The organism is Pseudohalioglobus lutimaris (assembly GCF_002866825.1).
GTDB classification, from domain to species: Bacteria; Pseudomonadota; Gammaproteobacteria; order Pseudomonadales; family Halieaceae; genus Halioglobus; species Halioglobus lutimaris.
On the sequence record NZ_PKUS01000023.1, the window covers coordinates 72,767 to 90,098 of the forward strand.

Annotated in this window: 14 protein-coding genes; 3 read left to right on the forward strand and 11 right to left on the reverse strand. The window is 50.8% G+C overall.

The features are described 5' to 3' along the window. The first annotated feature begins 443 nt into the window (after positions 1–443). Positions 444–1,634 carry an Rv3169 family protein gene (locus C0039_RS15455; RefSeq protein WP_101518582.1) on the forward strand — a complete coding sequence of 397 codons (1,191 nt, stop codon included), beginning with the start codon at positions 444–446 and terminating at the stop codon, positions 1,632–1,634. Positions 1,635–1,773: 139 nt separating this feature from the next. Here C0039_RS15455 and C0039_RS15460 read toward each other — a convergent pair whose 3' ends face one another. The 3 genes from C0039_RS15460 to C0039_RS15470 all read right to left on the reverse strand — a co-directional run bounded on the left by C0039_RS15460 (position 1,774) and on the right by C0039_RS15470 (position 2,780). Continuing rightward, entirely contained in the window at positions 1,774–1,998 is a 225-nt protein-coding gene (locus C0039_RS15460; RefSeq protein WP_133126025.1) for a glycine radical domain-containing protein, read from the reverse strand. 166 nt (positions 1,999–2,164) lie between these two features. Continuing rightward, positions 2,165–2,356, reverse strand: coding sequence for a hypothetical protein (locus C0039_RS15465; protein ID WP_101518584.1), 192 nt, complete (start codon positions 2,354–2,356; stop codon positions 2,165–2,167). A 220-nt stretch (positions 2,357–2,576) separates the two neighbouring features. Further along, positions 2,577–2,780 carry a hypothetical protein gene (locus tag C0039_RS15470; protein WP_101518585.1) on the reverse strand — a complete coding sequence of 68 codons (204 nt, stop codon included), beginning with the start codon at positions 2,778–2,780 and terminating at the stop codon, positions 2,577–2,579. Between the two features lie 431 nt (positions 2,781–3,211). Here C0039_RS15470 and C0039_RS15475 point away from each other — a divergent pair, with 431 nt between their 5' ends. Beyond that, the gene (locus C0039_RS15475) at positions 3,212–4,177 is read left to right on the forward strand and encodes an endonuclease/exonuclease/phosphatase family protein (protein ID WP_101518586.1); all 966 of its coding nucleotides are present in this window, start codon (positions 3,212–3,214) and stop codon (positions 4,175–4,177) included. Positions 4,178–4,832: 655 nt separating this feature from the next. Here C0039_RS15475 and C0039_RS15485 read toward each other — a convergent pair. From C0039_RS15485 to C0039_RS15495, 3 genes are all read right to left on the reverse strand, one after another. Continuing rightward, positions 4,833–5,078, reverse strand: a complete 246-nt coding sequence (locus C0039_RS15485) for a hypothetical protein (protein ID WP_101518588.1) — start codon at positions 5,076–5,078, stop codon at positions 4,833–4,835. A gap of 151 nt (positions 5,079–5,229) precedes the next feature. Further along, complete coding sequence (locus tag C0039_RS15490) at positions 5,230–5,907, reverse strand: glutathione binding-like protein (protein ID WP_101518589.1); 678 nt, start codon at positions 5,905–5,907, stop codon at positions 5,230–5,232. Positions 5,908–5,926: 19 nt separating this feature from the next. Then, the gene (locus tag C0039_RS15495) at positions 5,927–7,576 is read right to left on the reverse strand and encodes an FAD-binding oxidoreductase (RefSeq protein WP_101518590.1); all 1,650 of its coding nucleotides are present in this window, start codon (positions 7,574–7,576) and stop codon (positions 5,927–5,929) included. 1,299 nt (positions 7,577–8,875) lie between these two features. Between C0039_RS15495 and C0039_RS15500 the strand changes: the two genes are divergently transcribed. After that, on the forward strand, positions 8,876–9,943 hold the full coding sequence (locus C0039_RS15500; RefSeq protein WP_101518591.1) for an AraC family transcriptional regulator: 1,068 nt from the start codon (positions 8,876–8,878) through the stop codon (positions 9,941–9,943). Positions 9,944–10,839: 896 nt separating this feature from the next. Here the strand turns inward: C0039_RS15500 and glcF are convergent. The 5 genes from glcF to C0039_RS15530 are packed head-to-tail and all read right to left on the reverse strand — an operon-like array spanning position 10,840 to position 17,292. Beyond that, entirely contained in the window at positions 10,840–12,060 is a 1,221-nt protein-coding gene (glcF, locus tag C0039_RS15510) for a glycolate oxidase subunit GlcF (protein WP_101518593.1), read from the reverse strand. A gap of 15 nt (positions 12,061–12,075) precedes the next feature. After that, a complete protein-coding gene (glcE, locus tag C0039_RS15515) occupies positions 12,076–13,149 on the reverse strand; it encodes a glycolate oxidase subunit GlcE (protein WP_101518594.1) in 1,074 nt (357 codons plus the stop codon). A 28-nt stretch (positions 13,150–13,177) separates the two neighbouring features. After that, the gene (locus C0039_RS15520; protein ID WP_243391634.1) at positions 13,178–14,614 is read right to left on the reverse strand and encodes an FAD-linked oxidase C-terminal domain-containing protein; all 1,437 of its coding nucleotides are present in this window, start codon (positions 14,612–14,614) and stop codon (positions 13,178–13,180) included. Positions 14,615–14,650: 36 nt separating this feature from the next. Continuing rightward, entirely contained in the window at positions 14,651–15,085 is a 435-nt protein-coding gene (locus C0039_RS15525) for a GlcG/HbpS family heme-binding protein (protein ID WP_101518596.1), read from the reverse strand. A 20-nt stretch (positions 15,086–15,105) separates the two neighbouring features. After that, positions 15,106–17,292, reverse strand: coding sequence for a malate synthase G (locus tag C0039_RS15530; protein WP_101518597.1), 2,187 nt, complete (start codon positions 17,290–17,292; stop codon positions 15,106–15,108). Positions 17,293–17,332 lie beyond the last annotated feature (40 nt).

The following is a 17,332-nucleotide window of genomic DNA, read 5'->3' on the forward strand; positions in this document are numbered from 1 at the left end:
ATTGTTCTAATGATGCAATGGCCATCTGTTGTAGCTTTCAAAAGGTAGCTTCTATTCCATGTGCGGTAAGACTACCTAAGAGCCAGCAATCAACGATAATTGGCATTCGACATATAGATCGAATCCCATCGCCAGCGAATCATTACTTATGTCTCTACGTAGTGGTCAATTAATCCCGGACAGTAGTTTAGGATTTTCCTCTGCTTCAGCAGGAGGTAACCCACCGTTGTATTGATGCGGTCGCTGCCAGTTGTAGTAGCCCATCAGGTACTGGCCAATATCCTGCTTGCCAAGTTACTTGCTATTTAGGGTACACTGTCAGAAAGCAGTCAAACATATTGAGGAGCCAGAGGTACCCGAGTTGAGAGTTTCTCTTGGTCTCTCTTGGATGGCTCAGTTCCAGTTAGTTTCGTATGCCCCAACTGTTTGAATAAAGAGAGCCTATGGACAACAAAACTACTTTGCTATTTGACCAAAGCCCTCATTTACTCCTGGATTTCACAAAGAGAATGCCAACCGGCAAACATCAAGACCCAGGGTGGTCTGAGGGTGTCTGGACTTCGATCGCTCGCAAAGACGGTACAATACAGATAGGTTTTGGCATGACCCTCGACAAACATACGGGTCTTGGAGAAGGCTATGCAGGCGTGCTCTCGAACCAGAATCAGCATATTCTTCGAACTTCAGGCGAGCTCCAAAACAATGGACATCATCTGGAGGTCGGGCGATTAAGCTACGGCATTTCGGAGAGCACTGACCAGGTTGAGTTTGTATTGTGCGATAGCGAGAGCAGCACCGTACCTATCTCATTTGATCTGAAGTTCCAGCCAACCCTACCCAGGCACTTCGAGGATAAACAGTTGCTCAGAGGAGTGGTGTCAGAACAAATCGTCTCAGAAGCTATTCGATATCATCAAGCAGGGCATGTAATGGGCGATCTGTCCGTTGATGGTGTCCAACATAGTCTGAATTCTCAGGAGTGGTTTGCTTTGCGAGGTCATTACTTTGGATTCAGACCGGACATAGGACGAGTTCCTCCAAAGGTGAGAGATGAATCAATCACTCCCAATCAATCGTCTACTTACCTACAGCTTTGGTGTGTTATGGAATTGTTGGGTCCCGACGAATCACCCTTTGCTTTTCACTTCTACCTCATAACGACTCAAGAAAGGTGTATCCACTCCGCTGCAAGCGTTTACCAGAGTGACGGGACACAGAGACGCTCAAAAAGAGTCTGCCCTGCCCTGCACTACGATGATTCGACTCGGCAACCAATCGGTGGATCCATAAAGTTCGAGTTTGAGGCGCAGGAAACGATTACCGTGGAAGTAGACAGGGTATTAGATGGCCCGGGTTTCCATTTGGGAGTAGGGCTTGACACAGAGCGCGACCACCGCACAACAGAAAACGAGCAACACATCCGCTCGACATCAGCGAACCTTTTGGAAGAATGGGGTAGCTCTGTGAATGCGCCGCATAGTCAGCATGAGCTATTGGTATACCAGCTGAGTGATACCGTCATTACCGCAACTCAGGGTGAAGCAAAGGGATTTGGTATATTACAGTCCGTTGCGTATGGGGTCTGGCCCCAGTTTGGGCTGACCAACAATAGGATTTACGAATGTTTCGATTAACCCCATGATTTGTGCTTGAAAACTTTGCGGTTATTTAAAATTTCCGGTTAGGCCTGCGAACCACCTAAGGGCAAGCTCGCAGGCCCGTTTTGGTGAAACCTAATGATCAGACTCAAGATAGGAGGAGGGCAACCCTGGCTCAGCCCCGGTTACTACTACGCGATATCACCTCATCCTGCATCTCAGGCGGCAGATCGTTGAAGTAGGCCGAGTAGCCCGATACCCGAATCAGCAAGTTAGGGTGCAGTTCCGGGTTGTCCCGCGCCTCAATCAGGATTTTCGGATCCAGCATATTGGCCTGCACCTGCATCCCATTGCTTATGTTCTCAGAGCCTTCCTTCCACAAACCGGATTGCAGCTGCAATCACCTCGTCTTTTGACTCAAAGTTCAATGCATCCATTGTCGTATCTCGCTCTTCAATAAAAGGGATGAGATACGCCGATGGGACGAATCCCATCGGGGTGGTGCCTTGCGGCGGATTGGTGAAACAGCAAACCCCGGAATCGCTTCCAGGGTTTGCCGGCGAAGCCTAGCTGTCCTCGCTCTCGCGGGGCGGGAACACCACCAGGTCACCTGAGACAGACAGTCCCGGGGTGATCTTGAGGTTGAATCCCTCGCCCTTGTCGTGCGGATAGGCAACGCCCACTTTCGTGTAGTTGCTTTTCAGCTCACCGCCAGACTCGAACTGCTCCTGTACAAACACATTCAGATACTTGGACAAGGTTAATCTCCTTAACGTCAATTAATCCCATGCAGGCTTCGTCTCCGATGGGTCGAAACCCATCGGGGGAGGATGCAGGTTGCCCTGCTACTTAATGCGACTGCGAGTCGCCAGCAAGTACCCACTAGCCTACGCCGACCCCAAAACGCGTCAATATTAAAGTTTTTGAAGAAAAGCCCAGGCACCCGGAGGGGTGACTGGGCAGGGTAGGATAGCGGTGTTACTGGTCGCGGGCGGCATTGGCAAGATCGATACGTGAAACCTTGCCGCAACGGCCCTTTACCAGTTGCACGCGTAGCGCAACGGGTAAATCGCCAATGGACAACGCCAATGTGGGCGCAAAGTCCACGTAGCGACTGCCCGCTTCAAAGCGACCGACCAGTTCGACCGCCGAGGCGGCCGCACTGACCACCGTCGCCACCATAGGCGACGGTTACTGCCTTGGTAATGCTATTCATCAGTTTCTCCTTAGGGTGAAACGTCTAATAGCCTCCCCACCGGGTGAACTACCCGACGGGTTACCACAGGTCATACCAACACCGGTATGCTCACCAACGCACAGTGAGTGAGGGATGCAGGCGAGCCTGCGGCTTGATGCTACTGCAAGTAGCGACAACGCTATCCCAGCCTATGCGAACCGCTGACCGCGTCAATATTCATGTTTTTGAATTGGGGGAGGGGAGGCACCCATCCAACCCGGAGACCGGGCGCGTTACCTATATTTAGGAACCGGCCACCAGGCTGAATGAGCCTGCTAATCATAGCACCTTGCAACACGTAGGCGCCGCGTTTTACCGTCAGTCACAGATGTGGCCTATACTCAAAGTCAGGAATTGCCAGAGGAGGGATCCGGTCATGGCGGAAGTTAACGTCGGTTGGTGGAATTTAGAAAATCTCTTTGATCATGAAACTGCTCCACGCCCGGACGCACTCAAATCCAAACTGAAATCTGAACTGAAAGGATGGACCGCTGCAATACGCGATCAGAAGATTGCGCAGCTGGCGTCTATTATTGAATTGATGTTTGGGGGGCAGGGACCCGATGTGCTGGGTGTTTGCGAAGTAGAGAACGAGTCGGTGCTGGCGAGGCTGGCGAACACCATTAGTGTCCCGGGCAGAAACTACCAGATCGTCTCGCACGCCTCGCCCGATTCACGCGGGATCGATGTGTCGTTTATCATCGATAGCAATCGGGTCACTGCCAGTAACATGGAGCACCAGATCGTCGTCAAACGCGCCCCAACACGTGACCTGTTCTGGGCGACGTTTACCGTAGACAATGCCGTTTCATTTGTCGGCATTGCCAACCATTGGCCATCTCGCAGCGCTGGTCAGTACACATCAGAACCGTTTCGCATACTGGCGGGTGAGGCCCTGGCATTTGTGGTAGACGACATGCTCCGCGGGGAGAATGGCGACAAGGAACTGCCGATTGTAGCGATGGGCGATTTCAATGACGAGCCCTTTAATCGGAGCATGCAGGAGTATCTCCTTGGCACCAGGGACCCGGCACGGGTGCGTTTTTCAAAGTCGGGACACCTCCTGAATTGCATGTGGCCGCTGATGCAAGGGCACGACCCGTGCACCTACCTGTTCTCAAGTGACTGGAATATGCTGGATCAGTTTCTGGTCTCGTACGGTCTGTTGAAGGGTTCTAGCCCGATCAAGGCTAACCTGGGTTCAGTCGAAATTTTCAGACCGGGGGTTATGAAGGGAACCAGCGGCAGGCCCCGACGATTCAGCCGACCTTCGACGAAGTCAGGCGTGGACAACGGCGGCTTCTCGGATCACTTTCCGACTAAAATGAAACTTACGTTCTAGTCTAAATGAGGTCGCTGTAGAGCTAGTGATGGTCACCAGCTAGCTCTCCTTCGAGTGGCCATCGGCCTCAGACGCCTCTCTCGCACGCCCAGAAGTAGCCATCGATTGTTTCTAGAGCCTCCTCGCGAGCAAGCACCGCCAATTGCCTCGCTCTGCCCTCTCCATGCTCCTTCACCGAAAAGGACACGTGGGATTGCTCTCCCTTGCCATTAGGCCAAGTGGCCTCCCACAACGATCCACGACCTTGCCGTTTTTCAAAGTGAACTTCTTGGAGTAGCGGTACACGCCGGTGACGCCACTACGGTTATTGCGACGCAACGAGGTGCAAAACTCCCGCCGAGAAATCGGCGGATGTTGAGAAATCAGTTCATTACGATAGGCCTTAGCCGCGGCCAGGGCTTTACCCTTGCCCCCCAGCGCTTGTCCGGGAAGTTTTTGCAATGGATGTTACCCCGCCTAACAATTTTCACCCGCCAAGCGTGTGTATAGAATTCCTCCGCATCGATTCGAGAAATTCCGTACATAGCTCGACCTGTACCGTTGTTTCGTCTGCCGGCAGGTTTACTTCTCATTTTATACCCAAGATCAGGTTGTCAATAATTCCCAGCTCTATGTTGGAGAGACTAAAAAGGGCCGTGTCCGCAGTGGCTATATTTCACTGCGAAAGGCTGCTTACGGCATCTTCATAGTTCGTAAAGCAAGATACGCCCAAAAAATCCCCAATTCTGACGTAGAGCTGCTGCGCGGCATGTGTGTCTGACAAATGGCCTTTTTCTAAGCCTCGATTGACTGCGCCAAAAGCGAGTCCGTACTCATGTTCGTACAAGTACATTTCAGCCAGCCTCACATAAAGGTCACCAGAAGTTGACTGCTCAGCGAGTTGCTTAAGAATTTTTTTCATTTCTCAGACTCTATCCTGCAAATTTGTTTCCGCTAGACCAGCTAGCGCGGCGCTATGTTGATCGCGCCGAAACAATGACGAAGTCCGTAGGTTGTGTATCCACAATTCTCGCCATAGGACATTACCAATGAGCGCAACTTAGGAGAGGAGATTAGTTTTTGAACATGACTTGCCACGCATCTGTATCTGGTTTAGCTTGCCAGCGTTTGCTTTCAGATAACACAGAAAGCCCTTGCCGTACGGCAGGTCTTTTCTTAATCCGCTGATACCACCTATTTATGTTAGGAAAGTCATCTAAGACCTGACCGTGTAATTTACGGGTTCGTATCCAAGGAAATGTGGCTATATCTGCAACAGAGAATTCTCCGGCTAGATAATCTGTAGGGCCAAGGCGTTTGTCCAATACGCGATAAATCCTTTGTGCCTCGTTTGTATATCGCTCAATGGCATAGTTGATTTCCATCGGTGCATATTCTCTAAAATGATGCGCTTGACCCAACATAGGTCCTACACCGCCAACTTGAAACATTAGCCATTGTAGAGATTCTAAGCGGTTGGTGGGGTCATTTGGGATGAGTTTTCCGGCCTTTTCAGCCAGATACCAAAGGATTGCGCCTGACTCAAATATGGCGATGGGGGAGCCATTCGAGCCCTCATGATCTACAATTGCGGGTACTTTTCCGTTTGGGCATATTTCCAAATATCTGGAATCATGTTGTGCGCCTGCAGTGATATCGATTGGAATCACATTTCCCAGCATCCCGACCTCGGCGAGCATTATCGACACCTTATAGGCGTTAGGCGTAGGCCAGAAATAGAGGTCTATCATTGAAGTATAACCCGTACGTCTAGCTTACGATTTTGAAGTGCGCTGGTCGGTCCAAGATCATGCCGGGATTCATTATCCAGTTAGGATCAATTTCGTTTTTTGCTCCTGCCAGCATTTTCCTAACCAAAGGATCCACTTCTTTATCATACCAAGGTCTAAAGCTGCGCCCGACTGCATGGTGGTGAGTAATTGTCGCGCCTAACTCAGAAATGGCGTCCGAGGCTGTATCCGATAGTGCCTGGTAATCTTCCAGGCTCCTGTCATGGTTAGACGGCGCGACTACCGAGTAATACGGGGCAGGGCCGTCTGGGTAAAGAAATGAGAACCTGCGACAAACGATCCCTCCGCCGGTGATTTCAGCTTGAGCTTGCTTCAAACGCCGAATGATTTCGGTGTCCACTTCTTCAAACTTATCCCATGTATAGGCCGTTTCAAAAGTGAAGCTGACGACGCCCATTGCGGCGCGGGTGTGCATCAGTCGTGGCAAGTATCTGAACTGCTCTCGCCAACTCCCCTGGGCTCCACTACGACTCGTCTTCAAGGCATCACCGGCTGAGCCAGCCTGTTGAATAACTTCTCCACCAAAATCCTGACAGATCTCCAGGCTTCTCTGAAGCCAGGCATCGACGGGGTGGTCCGCAGATTCGAAACCAAGTAAGAGTATGGACTTTTTCCCGTCGCCAGCTCCATAGAACTGCGCATCTTGTTCGTCGAGGTAGCGACAGTTAGCAGGGTAGAGGCCCGCTTGCGTGATCTGACGGATTGCTTGCGCTCCCACATAGAAGCTATCAAATGCAATGCTAGCGTTAGCGCGGAATTTGACTCTCCCCTGAAGTCGCATCCAGGCTTCAGTGATAATGCCGAGGGAACCTTCTGATCCTATGAAAAATCGGTCAGGGTCAGGGCCGGCTCCGGATCCGGGCAGGCGTCTGTTCTCAAGCGTACCAACCGGTGTTACAACCCGTAAGCTCTCGACCATATCATCAATGTGAGTCAGATGGGTGGCGTAGTGACCTGAAGATCGGGTTGCAATCCAGCCCCCAAGCGTGGAAAACTCCCACGATTGGGGAATATGCCGTAGTGTGAATCCGTGGGGCTTGAGTTGGTCCTCAAGCGCGGGCCCGAGCACACCGGCCTGAATCCTGGCGCATCTGGACACTGCGTCGACTTCTAAAACTTGATTTAGATTGCCAAGATCTATGCACACCGCACCGTTATATTCCTCACCCTCGGGTGGGGTAAAACCGTCTGTTACACTCGATCCGCCGCCATACGGTATGGCTGCATAGTTGTTGTCACCGCACCAATCGAGAATGGAAGAAATTTGGTTCTCATCATTGGGATAAGCGATTACGTCGGGGGGATTATCAAAATCCCTCCTATAGATCTTTGTCAGATCCTTAAAACTCTTTCCGTAGGAGTGCGCAACACGATCCCACTTATCGCTTGTACAAAAGTTGGCAAGTGTGCCGGGGATAGTGATCCGAGGGTTGGGTAGTTCGATTTCCTCCAGCTTCGGATCGGGCAAAACTATGGGTTCTTCTATCCCCATTCGATCAGCAACGCGAGCTGCCATTTTCTTCACATCGGCTGCCGGGATATCCTCCCCCTCGTAGCCCCAACTGTAGAACTTTCTGCGTTTGCCAAAATAGCCAGATTTCTTCGTCATCGCTCAATAACCTTTGTAGATCTCAATAGAAAGTATATTTACTCGTTTGTGGTAACATTAAAATGACGATTGTGACTAAAAATGGACATGTTCAGTCATCGCCTACTCCCCAGGTACGACCTGGTAGAGGGCGAAAGTTGTCTTTAGGTCTGCTTAGGCAGATAACGCCGGAACGGATAGCGTCGCGCAGAGGAATCATCAACGCGACGGCGCCAAAGCTGCGAAAGATTAGTCCTCGATTGTTGAAAATTTCTCGCAATATATCGTTAAGGTAAAGGTCGACATGCTGGCGCAGAAAAGTCACTTGAGGGGGTTGGAGCGCCGCGAATACATAGGCGGCGAGCTCAATGAATTGGAAAACTCCAGATGATCCAGTAAGTGACCCGCTTCAGCTGAATTATTGCCAACTTCGAATAGCCGAAGCTAGACGATGCGTGTGCGATCATCGTCTATAACATCACTTAGCAGTGCTTCCGACATGTTGCACAAGTTTGTATCCAAAGGTCACACGATCCTGATCCCTGTTTGTTGTTCTTCGCCTAGCCGAGCTTCCATTAGAAACCCCTGCTCTTGATACACCGCGAGGGATCATCTGATTGCTGGGAGATGCGAAATTTAGACCATGTACGTTTCTGGCCAACCATGCGCGCCAGAGTCGCGAGACGGTCGGGGCCAAAATAATTCTTCTATTAGTCTACGAAGGCAGAAAATCCTCGGCTTCACTTCCTGAGCCCAGCTTCTATTGTTTACGAGCGCGCTCCAGATGCAGTTTAGATGGGCTTGTGCGATACAAGATAGCCGTGCACTGGCTCGGCCACAGGGGCGTAGACAGCTCAATCTAAGGAGAGGGCCCGGTGGTCAACGCTTGCTTGCAGCGGAGAGGTGTTGTCTACGAGTGGCGGCAGATGTGTATGGTATTGCCCTTTGGATCGACGTAAAAAACGAAGATGTCTCTGGATGGCATGCCAGTTGTGGCGCCTTACCCCGCACGGTGCCCCGCTCTCGTTCCTTCTAAACATCAAAACCATCCATAGGGCCCTGTCAGCGGCGCTCCAACTGTAATAGTTGGCGGATATCGCAGCTACTCGGTCACTACCCAAAATCAATGCTCGTTCGATCCATCAAGGTGTTGTGCGGGGCGCTTTTTAAGCACAAAGCTATCATTTACATAAGGATTGAACGGCAACACCTTGATTGGCGTAGAGAAGTTGGGATCTAGGGCGGAAATGATGTAAGATGTCATAATCGAAAATTTTCACACCTTAATTTCCCAGTTGTAGTCTGAGTGACGAGTTTTTTATGGATCGCGTTGCCGGCCGGGATATTGGAAATGCCCTAGATAAAGGGACAATTAGCAGTATGGAAATAGAGGCAAAAAGAGACGCAACTACTCTAAGAATAATGCTCGACCTTTGCGAAGAGTTCAACATATCACAAGATACACTGCTGGCGAACACGGGGATTTCCATCAAGAGTATTTACCAGCCAGAAGCGGTAATTGAGATGTGGCAGGAGATGGAGGCAATACGTAATATTTCGGCTAGACACAACGCGTTACAGTTCGCCATAAAAGTGGGAAGTAGGCTTCATGTAACTACGTTAGGTCTGCTGGGTTTCGCAATGCTATCAAGTCGCGACCTTTCCGATGCAATGTACTTTGCCCAACAATTCCATCAAATCTCACTTTGGACGTGTGATCTGGCAATTCGGGCAAACGAAGAAAAAGTAGAATTGTTCGTACTGGCGCATGCACTTCCAGAAGACTGCCAGCACTTTTGTGCTGTGCGAGGTCTCGCAGCGCTCAAAGTATGGCTAACCGAAATGCTCGGTCGAGAAATTGTACCCACTGGCGTGAATTGTCTTGTCGATGCTGGAGAAGGCAGTGCTCTGTTTGAGGAATATTTTGGAATACAACCAAAGTTCCAGGCTGGTACAAACTCCATCTCGTTCCCGGCTTATCTATTTAATGAACCACTGCGACTCGCTGATGAATGGGCCCGAAAGAGTTGTGAGACCCAACTCATAGAGATTAAGGAAAGGAGACGTTTGTCTTTCTCAAATCGAGTAAGGGATATCGTTTCCTTAAGCCCTAGAGCGAGCATCCTCGAAGAAGAAGTCGCAGAACTCCTGAAGATATCAGGAAGTACTCTTCGGCGTCGATTGAGAGAGGAGGGCACGACGTTTAGAGAGGTTCGGGCGGGGACCATACATTCTTTAGCACGTGTCATTCTGTCGAGTTCATCCAAGTCCGTGGATGAAGTGGCCGATATGTTGGGATTCTCCGAGGCGGGAAGTTTCGTACGTTCTTTCAAACGAAGGGAGGGTATTGCGCCAGGAGCGTGGCGCAAGAAGGAACGCTCGAGCTGAGAATCAATAGTTAGGACGGGCTGTTAAAAGTTCTGATATCCATGCTGTTGCAGGCATGGGCTTTGATAATATCCAATGATCGATTAACGGAGGGTGCTTTGCAGGGTGCACACAATTTCAGTCGGAGCTACTCCATACCGTGAACCTTGATGATTTTTTCCAGCAGGTTCACCTACTCCGCAGAATTGGTGCCGTACTTGATCTCGATTTCGTCTATGAGATGACATACCAAGTTTACCGCGCCGATTGCGGGCGAGCGTCAGTCGCTGATTACAGGCTACCTCTGCGGGATCAAATCTGACAGATGCCCATGAGAATAGAATGACTTGAACACGGGCTACTGCTGGTCCTGTCGGCTTAAGCGGGTAAATCGTATTCTTGACCACTCGTGACCGACCAAAATCCGCCAGCATTTTGGTGAACAAATATTTCACCAAGTCACTGAATACCTTATTGATAGATGGGTTGAGGCCGGCCCGGTATATGATACGAAACTTATCCCAGATGCGTGGTTCACTGACAAAAATGCCGGTTTAGACAGTATGGTGGAGCGCCCGGATGGCGATCCAGATACCAGGGCGACAAAGGGCTATCGATCGAGGCATTATGATTAAAGGGACGGTAAGAGGCAGCGTCGCGTCTCAATCCAGAATCATACTAGCTAATCTGACCCAGAAGCCATGTTGTTTTTCAGGAAGGTTACCTACTGCAAGATGGTCTACAAGGTGTATTCGACGATTGACGGTGACATTCAAATCATTACTGACTGTCACGGCACCCTGGGATCAAAGCACGAGCGTAGGATTATGCTTGACCGTACCACATGTGGCGCCAAAGAAGCGGTAGCGAAGCATATAGATGCTTAGATTTAGATTAGAGTGCCGCTAAAAGGCAATCTATCGTGATGTAATCTCATCGACAATTTCGATCCAGTGTCGTACTGAAATTTCCGATTTCGAAGCGAGATGCATCTGACAACCCACATTGGCCGTCACAATTTCATCAGGACCGTCTATCATTAGCGCCTCGATCTTACGATCAAGAAGCCTGTTGCTCAGCGTCGGCTGCAAGATTGAATAGGTTCCGGCTGATCCACAACAGAGGAGCTTTTCGTCAGTCTGGGTAGTCTTAAGCCCCAATTCAGTGAGTATGTTCTCCACCACGTCAGGCAGCTGTTGTCCATGCTGTAGTGAACAGGGACAATGTACTGCCACTCTTTCTGGTATCTCCACTGGATCGAGTACGCTCAAGTCCTCTGAATCAAGAACTTCACTAATATCCCTAGCTAATCCACTGATGACCCGGGCCTTATCGGCATAATCCTTGTCATTTCCAAGAAGCTTTCCGTAGTCCTTTACCATCGAGCCACAACCGGATGCGGTAATGACTATCGACTCCACCCCCCGCTCAACGTATGGCCACCATGCATCGATGTTGCGCCTGGCATGCTGTATTGCCTCGTCATGCGCAGAGAGATGATAGCTCGCAGCACCACAACAGCCATCGCCTTTGGGGGACACTAGCGATACTCCTAGCCTTGCGAGCACTCTTGCAGTCGAGACGTTGGTATTGGGGGTAGCGGCGGCCTGCGCACACCCGTTCATAGCCAACATAAGACGATCGTGCTTATTGCCGGGCCAGGGTTCAGGATGTTGACGTGCTGGAATTTTGTTACGGAGAATCGCGGGTAAAATTGGCCGAAGTAGCTGGCCAATACTTAACAAGAAGCCAAATCGACGTCGATAGGGCAGTATCCTAAGCAGCGCCCAGCGCATCACTCGATCCAGTAAAGATCGGGTAACCTCCTGATCGATGGCATGGCGCCCCAGGTCAACTAATCTTCCGTACTCCACACCGGATGGGCAGGTTGTTTCGCATGCTCGACATGTCAGGCAGCGATCCAGATGCTTCACTGTCCTGGAGGTGGCGGATCCTTCTTCCAGGAACTGCTTAATTAGATAGATTCTTCCTCTTGGACCATCACGCTCATCGCCCAGCTCTTGATAGGTGGGACAGGTTGCGGTACAGAACCCACAGTGTACGCAGCTTCTAAGTATGTCGTCCGCTTCAGAAATCCACTCTGTCTCCAAATACTTGGAATGTATATCGGTCTTCATACCGTCTCTCTCGAGCTAAAGCCAACTATACAGCCGGCCAGGATTGAGCAGAAAATCTGGATCAAAACGTGACTTAAGCCCTTTATGTAGCTGCTGGAGCGGTTCCGCCATTGGGTGACAAACGTCCTCGTGACTCTCGCGGCCCCTAAAAAGACTGACCTTCCCTGCTCGGCCATCACACTCTTTGGCCATATTATCGACGCTACCATCCGCGCGCACCCATCGCTGAGCTCCACCCCAATCCACCAGGCTACTACCATCTTTTTGCAACTCAGTAGTTGATTTGACAGAGTAGCGCCAAATCTTGTCGGGAGACGAAAAAAAGTCGTGCTCATGATCTCTGAGACTTTCCCAGTAGTTCACCTCAGAATGAATCTGGCGGGCATCAGACCTGGATTGCAGTATCTCGCTGATAGCCTTCTCGACAGCGCGGCCAGCGCCCTGAAACCGTACATACTGCCAACCGTTATCCCAGCATGCTCCCGTAATCGGCAATGAAGTTCCGCAGAGCTCATTGATATATCGTATGGATGATGACGGGTCCACCATTTCGATCGCGACGGTTGCGGTCGCATCCGGCTTTGGCATTACCTTGAGAGAAATTTCGGCGATCACTCCCAGACAACCCATGGCACCGGCTTGAAGCCTCGACACGTCATAACCTGCAACGTTCTTCATGACTTGACCACCGAACTTGAGCGATTCGCCACGTCCGTCAATGATCGTCACGCCCAGGACAGCGTCCCTTAGAGATCCCGTCCACGGCCGTCCCGGTCCAGAGAGGTTACAGGCCAGGCTCCCGCCTATACTGCCCTTACCGTCAAACTTTGGGGGATCGCTGGCAAGCATCTGTCCACTTTCCGACAGCACTTTATCAATTTCTTCAATCGCAGTACCCGCTCGCGCTGATATCACCAGCTCAGCCGGTTTGTAACTCACAACGCCTGCGTGTTCTTTGAGGCTCAGTTCCTCCCCAACGGTGTCGCGCCCGAGAAAATGCTTACTGTCATGGCCAACAATCTTAAGCTTCTGACGTCGAGCACCGGCGTCACGAATCTGGTCAGCTATATGTTTGCTGCAGTCGGGCACTTATCATTCTCCTCTGCGTCAGCGAAGATCAGGGCTTGGAGTGGTTGTCGATTGAGCGGTACTCCTGACAATTTTTCAGTATCGGTATCCCCTTTCCAGGATTCAAAATTTCCCGGGGGTCAAAGCACTGCTTTATGCTGAGAAACATCGAGATTTCGTGCTCGTTGAATTGGATTGGCATTTGTCGCAATTTCTCTACCCCAACGCCATGCTCACCGGTTATGCAGCCCCCCACTTCAACACAGAGTTCGAGAATTCGACCTCCGAACTCCTCGGTCTTCTCAAACTCTCCTGGAACATTTGCATCGAACAAAATGAGAGGGTGCAGATTGCCGTCCCCTGCGTGAAACACATTGGCGACTCGCAAATCATAATGCTGAGACATGGCTTCCATTCTACCCAACACGTAAGCTAATTGACCACGTGGTATCGTGCCGTCCATGCAGTAGTAATCCGGTGAGATACGACCTACAGCTGGAAATGCTGATTTCCGTCCTTTCCACAGCAGCGCACGTTCTGCTTCAGTTTGTGAGACGCGAACTTCAGCAGCTTGGTGCTGCCGAAATATTTCTCCGACCCGTTCGCAGTAATCGTTGACTTCTTCCTCTACTCCATCAAGCTCACAAAGAAGTAGAGCTTTCGCATCCTTCGGATAGCCCGCATGACAATAATCCTCGGCAGCTACGATGGCATGCCTATCCATCATCTCGAGGCCAGCGGGAATGATGCCAGCTGAAATAACGGCTCCCACTGCGTTCGCAGCACTTTCTACATCATCAAAAGCGGCCATCGTGACCTGGGCCTTTTCAGGTACCGGCAACAACTTGACAGTAATTTCCGTGATGACTCCCAACAGTCCCTCTGAGCCATGAATTAGTGCGAGCAAATCAAATCCGCTCGTGTCTAGGCCTTCGCTTCCCAGGGTGATCAAACTGCCATCGGCGGTAATCATTTCGACCGCCATGATGTTGTGGACTGTTAAGCCATATTTGAGGCAATGTACTCCTCCGGAGTTTTCGGCAACGTTGCCGCCAATCGTGCATGCAATTTGCGAGGAGGGATCTGGAGCATAGTACAGTCCTACTTTCCCAGCCTCTACCGAAATACTGATGTTTCTAACACCAGGCTGTACCCTCGCCGTTCTGGCAAGGGGATCGATATCGAGAATCCGAGTGAACTTTGCCAGAGAAAGCACTACACCCTCTGCATTAGGCATTGCTCCAGCACACAGTCCCGTACCAGCGCCCCTTGCCACCACAGGGATCTTTTGTTCATGGCAGATTTCTACGACCTTTCTTGCCTGTTCAACCGTGTCCGGAAGCACAACCAGCATTGGCTGCTGACAATACATGGAAAGCCCGTCGCACTCGTATGGACGCTGGGTCTCCTCATCGCAGATCACATATTCCGAGTCAATAAACTGCCGGAAGTGATTGGCCAGATATGCCTTTTTGTCAGCACGCACTACCATGGATCACCTTCGACCGGCCTAGGAACTTTGTCATGATCTGGCTTGTAAAGCCGAGTTCAGATGGTCGATACCGGCCTGTGCACAATCCATATCTTGATCCGGCGTTCCAGAGCTAATGCCGATCCCTCCCACTATGTCTCCATCAATAGCGACTGGGAGGCCACCACCAACCGTACTCAACCTGCCACCTACTTCCGTATGAATTCCAAACGCCAGGTTGCCTGGCACACAGGCGTGATTGTATTCATGGGTCGCCTTGCGGGCTGCGGCAGCAGTATAGGCTTTGTCCAGTGCAATGGTCGCGCTCGTCACCTTACCGCCGTTCATTCGAGTGAAGGTAATCGGCGTGCCAGACTCGTCGACCACTGAGATACACATGGGAACGCCGATTTCCGTGGCCCGCTGTTTGGCCCCTTCTACGAGAAGTTCAGCGAGTTCAAGTGAAAGCCTTTTGATCGTAAGCATCTCTGATTCTCCCCCGTTCGCTAACTGCGAGAACGTTCCTTAAATTTCCGTCGCCAGGCATGCAACGCAGGTTCGGTATAGCCGTTAGGATGCTTACATCCGTCAAACACCAGTTCACAGGCGGCCTGAAAAGCGGTGCTGTCGTTGTAGTCGGGTGCCATATTTGAGTAGTTCGCATCACCCATGTTCTGCCCATCGACTACTTCTGCCATTCGTTTTAACGATTCCATTACCTGATCACGAGTACAGATTCCATGCCGTAACCAGTTTGCAACGTGTTGGCTGGAGATTCGCAACGTCGCCCGATCTTCCATGAGCCCAACGTCGTCTATATCGGGCACCTTTGAACAGCCCACCCCCTGCTCTACCCAGCGAACCACATAACCGAGAATTCCCTGGAGATTGTTGTCAAGTTCCTTACGGATCTGATCTTCACTCGGCATTTCGCTGCTGATGATTGGCGGCGTCAAGATCTCTGTTAGAGAAGCGGCGGCGCGGCCCTTTAATGTTTGCTGTACATCACTTACTGACGTCTGGTGATAGTGGATAGCGTGAAGCGTCGCCGCAGTAGGTGAAGGCACCCAGGCACAGTTTGCACCGGCCAGGGGATGCATGCCTTTCGTCTCCAACATCTGCGCCATCTCATCAGGCTTAGGCCACATACCTTTGCCGATTTGTGCTTTACCCTCAAGACCACTGGACAGTCCCACGTTCACATTGTGATCTTCGTAGGCAGCGATCCAGGGCTCTGCCTTGATCTTTTCCTTCTGGAGGACTGGGCCAGCTTCCATACTTGTATGAATCTCATCGCCGGTGCGATCCAAAAATCCTGTATTAATGAATACCAGACGATCCTTTACAGCGCGGATACACTCCTTCAGATTGACCGTGGTACGACGTTCTTCATCCATTACGCCGACCTTGATAGTAAATCGATCAAGTCCCAGAGCATCTTCGACAGCTGCAAACAGATCATTAGTAAAGGCCACTTCCTTCGGTCCGTGCATCTTTGGCTTAACGATGTAAACACTTCCGGTTCTCGAATTGCGAACTGCACCAGTCCCCTTTAGATCATGTATGGCACACAACACTGTCACCATCGTATCCAGAATTCCTTCGGGAATCTCACACCCTTGGGAATCTAGAACAGCATCGGTCGTCATTAAATGGCCGACATTGCGAACCACCATAAGGCTACGACCAGGCAGCACGAGGCTTTTTCCGGAGGTGGAAACGTACTTGCGGTCCGGGTTCAACCGACGCGTCATCTGCTTCCCACTTTTTTCAAAACTTTCGGCTAGATCACCTTTCATCAGACCCAGCCAATTGCTATAGACACCGACCTTGTCCTGCGCGTCCACCGCAGCAACCGAGTCTTCGCAGTCCTGTATCGTACTCAGTGCAGATTCCAGCACTACATCTTTGATGCCAGACGCATTTGCGGCGCCCACAGGATGAGAGCGATCTATCTGGATCTCTATGTGTAAGCCGTTGTTTTCAAAAAGCAATACGGTGGTCTGATCAACCTTCCGATAACCCACAAACTGTTCGGCATTTGCAAGTGAGACCGTTCTACCATCCGCAAGCTGTACTTCCAGAGTCAGGGCGTCAACCGCACCACCCATTACATACTCCTTTACGTCGCAATGGCTTCCGAAAGACAGCGGCAGTGCCTCATCCAAGAATGCCTGTGCCCTTTCGACTACAATCTCTCCTCTGGCGGGGTTATAGGACGATCCGCGAGTGGCACCCCCTTCTTCGGAGATGACATCGGTGCCATAGAAGGCATCAAACAAACTACCCCATCGCGCATTAGCAGCGTTTAGTGCAAATCGTGCATTACTCACAGGAACAACCAACTGGGGTCCTGCTACTTCGGCTATCTCTGTGTCTACGCCTTCTGTTGCGATTTGAAAATCTTCTCCCTCGGGAACCAGATAGCCGATTTCTCTAAGAAAGTCAGTGTAAGCATCCATCTGGCTTAGGGGGGAACCGTGAGTTTCATGCCAGTCGTCGATTTTTTGTTGTATTGTGTCCCGCTCCGAGAGAAGGCGGCGATTGTCCTCACTAAACCTGGAGACAATGGCTGACAGCCCATTCCAAAACGCGTCTACAGATACGCCTGTGCCTGGAATAGTCTCTTCATTGATAAATCGAAGCAGTGTCTCATCCACACTCAGTTCGGCCATTTTGATTCGTTGAGCCATCGCCCTGTCTCCCAGATTGGTGGTCTATATTGGTGGTTGA

Bases quoted from the DNA above. Each gene is read 5' to 3' on its own strand.
- C0039_RS15530 (WP_101518597.1), bottom strand. From the start codon at position 17,292: ATGGCTCAACGAATCAAAATGGCCGAACTGAGTGTGGATGAGACACTG.
- C0039_RS15525 (WP_101518596.1), bottom strand. From the start codon at position 15,085: ATGCTTACGATCAAAAGGCTTTCACTTGAACTCGCTGAACTTCTCGTA.
- C0039_RS15485 (WP_101518588.1), bottom strand. From the start codon at position 5,078: ATGAAAAAAATTCTTAAGCAACTCGCTGAGCAGTCAACTTCTGGTGAC.
- glcF (WP_101518593.1), bottom strand. From the start codon at position 12,060: ATGAAGACCGATATACATTCCAAGTATTTGGAGACAGAGTGGATTTCT.
- C0039_RS15475 (WP_101518586.1), top strand. From the start codon at position 3,212: ATGGCGGAAGTTAACGTCGGTTGGTGGAATTTAGAAAATCTCTTTGAT.
- C0039_RS15455 (WP_101518582.1), top strand. From the start codon at position 444: ATGGACAACAAAACTACTTTGCTATTTGACCAAAGCCCTCATTTACTC.
- C0039_RS15470 (WP_101518585.1), bottom strand. From the start codon at position 2,780: ATGGTGGCGACGGTGGTCAGTGCGGCCGCCTCGGCGGTCGAACTGGTC.
- C0039_RS15495 (WP_101518590.1), bottom strand. From the start codon at position 7,576: ATGACGAAGAAATCTGGCTATTTTGGCAAACGCAGAAAGTTCTACAGT.
- C0039_RS15500 (WP_101518591.1), top strand. From the start codon at position 8,876: ATGGATCGCGTTGCCGGCCGGGATATTGGAAATGCCCTAGATAAAGGG.
- C0039_RS15490 (WP_101518589.1), bottom strand. From the start codon at position 5,907: ATGATAGACCTCTATTTCTGGCCTACGCCTAACGCCTATAAGGTGTCG.